Annotated in this window: 6 protein-coding genes; 1 reads left to right on the forward strand and 5 read right to left on the reverse strand. The window is 57.0% G+C overall.

Annotated features, from left to right (window positions below; genetic code table 11):
- Positions 1-170 precede the first annotated feature (170 nt).
- Positions 171-1,541 (forward strand): D-alanyl-D-alanine carboxypeptidase family protein, encoded by a 1,371-nt coding sequence (locus ACR0KC_RS17605; protein ID WP_480772047.1) that lies wholly within the window; start codon positions 171-173, stop codon positions 1,539-1,541.
- Between the two features lie 66 nt (positions 1,542-1,607).
- Here ACR0KC_RS17605 and ACR0KC_RS17610 read toward each other — a convergent pair whose 3' ends face one another.
- From ACR0KC_RS17610 to ACR0KC_RS17630, 5 genes are all read right to left on the reverse strand, one after another.
- The gene (locus tag ACR0KC_RS17610) at positions 1,608-2,855 is read right to left on the reverse strand and encodes a hypothetical protein (protein WP_480593253.1); all 1,248 of its coding nucleotides are present in this window, start codon (positions 2,853-2,855) and stop codon (positions 1,608-1,610) included.
- A gap of 130 nt (positions 2,856-2,985) precedes the next feature.
- Positions 2,986-3,747 carry a LamB/YcsF family protein gene (locus ACR0KC_RS17615; protein ID WP_480707219.1) on the reverse strand — a complete coding sequence of 254 codons (762 nt, stop codon included), beginning with the start codon at positions 3,745-3,747 and terminating at the stop codon, positions 2,986-2,988.
- A gap of 12 nt (positions 3,748-3,759) precedes the next feature.
- Complete coding sequence (locus ACR0KC_RS17620; RefSeq protein ID WP_480772048.1) at positions 3,760-4,755, reverse strand: 5-oxoprolinase subunit C family protein; 996 nt, start codon at positions 4,753-4,755, stop codon at positions 3,760-3,762.
- Complete coding sequence (locus ACR0KC_RS17625) at positions 4,752-5,501, reverse strand: 5-oxoprolinase subunit B family protein (protein ID WP_480772049.1); 750 nt, start codon at positions 5,499-5,501, stop codon at positions 4,752-4,754. Before ACR0KC_RS17625 ends, ACR0KC_RS17620 begins: the two co-directional genes overlap by 4 nt.
- A 45-nt stretch (positions 5,502-5,546) precedes the next feature.
- The coding region (locus ACR0KC_RS17630) for a hypothetical protein (protein ID WP_480796367.1) at positions 5,547-6,000 on the reverse strand (454 nt) is incomplete at its 5' end.

The following is a 6,000-nucleotide window of genomic DNA, read 5'->3' on the forward strand; positions in this document are numbered from 1 at the left end:
GAATCTGACTGTGTATATGATCCACTCAAACGCAGCTTTCAGTTTCTTTAAACCCATCCCTGTGTTAGCCTGAAGAATATCAAAATAAAAATTGCTGACCGGGAAAACCTGGCGGCGCGAGGCAGACAGAGGCAAAGATCGTGCAGATTCGGCGGACAGTTCCGGCCCGAATGGGCTTATTACTTATAGCATTTCTGTGGCTGCTTTCATTTGCACCACTTCAGGGCATGGCGGCCCCTTACGCGGCCATGGTGATCGACGCACGCACCGGAGAAGTGCTGCATTCCCGCAATGCCGACACGCGGTTGCATCCGGCATCTCTGACCAAGATGATGACGCTGTATATTGCGTTTGAGGCCGTGCGGAATGGTGAGATCACGTTGGACACTCAGGTGCGCATCACCAAGGCTGCAGCGGCTGAGCCGCCCTCGAAGCTGGGTTTGCGCACTGGGCAGCGAATCGCGTTTCGCTATCTGATCCGGGCGGCGGCGGTGAAATCCGCCAATGACGCGGCAACCGCGATCGGCATCGCCCTCAGCGGGTCCGAGGCGGCGTTTGCTCGTCGCATGACCCGCACCGCCAAGGTGATGGGGATGAGCCGGACCACCTTCAAGAATGCCCATGGTCTGACCGAGTCGGGGCATTTGTCGACCGCGCGGGATATGACCACGCTGGGCCGTCACCTGCTGTATGATTACCCGCAGTACTACAACCTGTTCTCGCGCCAATCGACGAATGCCGGGATCAAGACTGTACCGAACACCAACCGCCGCCTTTTGGCAGCCTATCGGGGCGCCGATGGGATCAAGACCGGCTATACCCGCGCTGCAGGGTTTAATCTGGTTGCTTCGGCCAAGCGCAAGGATGAACGTATCATCGCGACCGTCTTCGGTGGCAAATCAGGTGCATCGCGCAACGCCCGGGTGGCCGAGCTTTTGGATATGGGTTTCCGCCGTGCCCCCTCGCGTGCGCCAATCCGTAAGCCCGCCCGCCCGGCCTATGCAGGGAATGCTGGTCTGGGTAGTGCACAAGTGGTCGCCCAAGCGGGCCCGCCGAAAAAGAGCCTGCGCCCGGTGTTGCGCCCAGTGGCGAGCGAAACGGTTCAGGTCGCGGGGTCGGTCGCCGCAACGGCTGAAAAAGACAACACCCGGATTCAGGACGGTATCGCTGCTGCGATTGCAGCAGCAGACATAGCACCGTCGGATGGCGCCAAGCCTTCCGAAAACGTGGTGCTGGCCTCGGTCGAACCGGCCAAACAGCCCGAGCCTGAACCCGAAGTTGTGACCCGCTTGTCCACATCCGGCGGTCACCTTTGGGGCGTCAATGTTGGCCGCTACACCACACGGTATGAGGCCGAGAAGGTTCTGTTGAAAACTGCGCTGTCGGAAATGACCACTTTGGAAGGCACTTTGCGTAAGGTGAACCAAAGCTCGCGTGGGTTTGACGCGACATTTCAGGGCATGACCCGCGAGCAGGCTGATCTGGCCTGTCGTCGGTTACAGGCGCGCAATGTCACGTGTTTCATGATCGGGCCGTCATAAGACCCGGCATTCTCTCCTGGATGGGCCTGGGCTGCGATGATCTCGCAGCCCATTTTTTATGGCAAATCAATCGAAGACGTGGCCGTGCTTATACTGTTCATCTTGCCCGGCCGCCGCAGTTAAGGCTGCAACGTTATCCTTGGTGAAGAAACCGTCGTAGTGATGACAACGTTCGATGTATTCGGTGATCAGCAGCGTGTGTTTCGAGTGCTTTGAGAAGATCTGTTTCAGGTTCGGATCATCTTTGCATTCCCCGACCACATGGGCCAGGAACGGAACGCCCTTGTCTTTAAGAGTGTTGACCACGAAATCGACATTTTTCTCACCCGCGCCATGGTCGCCGTCCTGAATTTCAACCGCCATGTGGTGCAAGCGTCGTCCGAAATTACGCACGAAATCCTCGGTTGGCATCGGCAATTGCTCGAAAGAGTTCACGAACGACGGCGTGTTGTTAGCAGTAAAGACCTTGGCAGGGGATTTCTTGTCGTCATCCACACTGGCATTGCGATTCACATTGGTCGACGAGTTCATGTCGAAGATGTTGTAGGCCCCCCAGAAGTAATAAGGCACCATGGTCAGAAACTCGAGGATCGCGTCCTCACGTTCCCCGGCCAGAATGCGTGTCGCCAGATGGTCGATCCCCAGCATCAGGGGTGCGATTTTGCTATCCATCCCAAACGCAGCGGCCTGATCCAGCTTGGCTTGTTCCACATCGCTCAGCAAAACACGATCGCCTAACCCCAGACTGTCTGTGTCGTTGAAATCCAGCGTGGAATAGCCGACGCGATTGCACGTGAAATCCGATGGCGTCGTAAAGCGGTATCCTTCCAGCGTGTAGAACGGATTTTCGGTGTCCCCAGAATATTCGAACCGAATATTCTGATCCTCCAGCGTTCCAGTCAGCGCCTTCAGGTCGGTGGCACCGTAAATCTCACCTACATATCGCGTCTGCGGCTTACCGCGCGCCAGCGGGTACATACGATTGATACGCGGGATGAAATCCTCGAATGCCGGGCTGAGCGGAGCCATCAGGATCAGCGCCGGATAATCGGCATGTGAATGCATTACCGAGAACTTGTGTGTCTGTCCCAAATAGCTGGCGGTGTGGCGATAGGGGGTCATCACATAAAGCTCGACCAGCGTGTCAAACAGCGCATCTGTCTCGACCTGAATGACAATGGCCCGCATCGCACCGACTTGATCCGCAATGCCCGAGCTGATGCGGCGCTCGTAAATCCTGGGAAGATATTCGGTGAAGAAGTCTGAGTTCTTCTTGTCGCCCCTTGGCTGGTAGGACATCAGATCAAAAGACATAGGCTCACCTCCTTGCGGCGCGTTGCTTGGATTTGTGGTAGTCAGATCATGCACTTGCCATGCATGCTAGGCGCTAAGACCTGCATGGGCAACAGTTTGGAGATGGGGTGCCAAAGTTACGTTGTTGTAACTAACGGATGAATTTTGTGACCTCGACTCCGCCCGCGATCAGGTTCTCGCGCACCGAGTGCGCGATCTGAACTGCCGTCGGGCCATCACCATGCAGGCAGATCGTATCGATTGAGGTCTCAAGGCGTTTGCCGGATTTGGTGATGATGGCGCCTTCCTTCACCATGTTCAGAATGCGCGGTCCGGCCAGCGCCGGATCATGGATCACGGCTCCCGGCAGTGACCGATCCACCAAAGTGCCATCGTCGTTATAGGCACGGTCGGCGAAGATTTCGCCCACCCATTTGCAGTCCAGCTTGCGCACCGCTTCTTCTTGTTTGGTTACCGCCAGCACCATGATGATGATGTCCGGGTCCACGTCCAATGCGCCCTGATAACAGGCCCGCGCCATATCGATATCGACCGAGCACATATTGGCCAGCGCTCCATGTAGCTTTAGATGGCGCACTTCAGTGCCCACCGCCTTGGCCATGCCGATTGCCGATCCCAGTTGATAACGCACCAGATTGCGCAAGCTCTCATGGGGCACTTTCATGTTTCGACGCCCGAATCCCTGCAGGTCAGGAAAACCGGGATGCGCACCGATGCCCACACCGTTCTGGGCTGCCAGAGCCATGGTCTTGGCCATCACATCCGGGTCACCCGCATGAAAGCCACAGGCGATATTGGCTGATGTGATGATCTTCAGAAGGCTTTCATCGTCACCCATCTTCCACGGGCCAAAGCTTTCGCCCATATCGGCATTCAGATCGACGCTCGGCATCGCAATAACTCCTTATTCGGTGGCAGAGATCATTCCGCTGATCAGTTGGTAGGACAGGAGGTCCGGGATGTCATGCGGATCGCGGACCAATGGTTCAACACGGGCGGGCAGGCGGGCAAGGTCGGCCTTAAATGCGGCTTGCAGCGCGATGGCTTGTTCCAGTGTTACGAATTCGAAGCGCACCTCGCCTCCCGCCGGGGTCTGTGCAGCGCGGGGCAGATCACAGGGCAGAACGGTTGCGATGCGCGGGTAACCTCCGGTGGTCTGGCACTCGGGCAGTAGGATGAAGGGCGCACCGGTGCCGGTCATCTGTATATCGCCGAGAGTTATGACTTCGGACAGTATGTTCAACTGACCCTTTGCCGCGAAGCCGTTACCGTCGCTATCCAGCTGCATGCCCATCCGGTTGGCTCGGGCACCGCGGCGGAATGTCGTTTGCGTAAACCGTGCCAGCGTCTCGTCATCGAACAGTGCGGTTTGAAAGCTGGCCACAACCCGCAACGTCCCACCCGAAAACCGATCCTCCGAACGCAGTTTCAGGCCGGTCTTGCCGGTTTCCGTCGAAGGCAGGTGATCACCCGCTTGAACGGCGCGCCCGATCCTTGCGGTCAGATGGGCCGCGCGTGAGCCCAGAGTCATGTCGGTCCCGATCCCGCCACCCAGATTCAGATACCCGTAACTGCCCTGCAGCACCGACCCGACTACCAGCCGCTGCCCAGCCTCCATCTGATGCGATGCATTCCACAAGACGGGGCTGCCATCGATACTGGCCTGCATCGGTGCGCCGGTCAGCGCGATGGCGGTTGGTGCGGTTGCCTCAAACTCACCACCCATCCCCGCCATTTCGAGGGCGGCGCTCGTTGGGGTGTTACCAAGCAACGCGGCCCCTTCATAAAGTGCCACTATATCTGCGGCACCCGAACACGACAGGCCTTGATCCAGATACCCGGTGCGCCCTTGATCCTGAACCGTGCAAGCTGGGCCGATGCGGTGGACGATCAGCGTCATGTCGCGATCTCCTCGCAACTCGCACCACCAGAGCCATCAGTGCAGGTTGTACGGATATCCTCAAGCTCCTCGCGCGAGACTGAGATGAACTGCATCTCATCACCGGGGTTGAGGGCAAAACTTCGCCCCATGTCCGGACGAAAGCAACGAAACGCGGTTTGTCCAACATGACGCCATCCGGTTGGGGTTGGCCCCGAGAACAGGACAAATTGCGAAATTGCCAAAACCAACGCCCCTTCAGGTACCATCGGCGTCAGCTCTTTCAGGCGTGGAATGTTGAATTCGGGTCCGAGTGGCCCGAGATAAGGTTGGCCCGGCGCAAATCCGATGGTTAAAACCCGCACACGCGATTGGCTGAGACGATCAATGGCGTCCGCTGGTGACAACCCTGCTGCCAATGCCGCGTCTTCTAGCTGTGGCGCAAGATCGGAACCGTAGACCGTCGGCACTTTCCAGAATCGTCGCCCCGCAGGCAAAGGTGCAGCGTACCAATCGCGACTGACCAGCATAGCCCGCAGCAACTCTTCGATGTCATGATGCGACAGGCTTAATGGATCAAACCTTATAAATGCAGATGCCAGCGAGGCCGAAGTCTCAAGCACGCCGTCAATCTGCTGCGCCTCGACTGCGCCCCGAAACGCCAGGGCGGCGCGGTTCGACGGCTCGGACATGGTTTGCGCAAAGGTCACCAAGAGACCGTTAAATCCAACGGTTCGCAGCAAGGGAAACTTAATGTCATTCGTCATATCAAGGTCACAGGCGTATCGGGTTTGCTTTGAAAAGACCTGAGCCTATCCATAGACAATGCGCAAGGCCCTGTAAGACCAACTTGCATTGCGCCTGGCGGCGCCGATATCGGGCGCGATTCCGGGATTGGAAATGAATCGCTGATTGCCGTCGAGTCGGTATAGTCTTGTGGGTGACTGTAATGTTCTCACTATATGTTGGGTTTGAACCAACAAGCACTGAAACCTAGGCGGTATATCTGATGTGCTTGAAGGATGATTTTCGCCGATTTCCATGAGGTGAGTTCCACTCAAATATTTGAAATTATTGTATAAAAAATGAATTTGAAGTTTTTTGCGATATTCTTGAATTTTCCACTTGCGCGTTGAATGCGTAAGGCATAGAACGCCCTTCACCGGCGCTGCTGAGGTGCTGGGACGCGGTGGAAGCTGCGGAGACGCTCGGGAGAGACTGGGGGCATCTGAGGTTTTTGATTGGGCGGTGGCGCTGAGAGATTGG

It is taken from the genome of Ruegeria sp. CF3, from assembly GCF_056537365.1.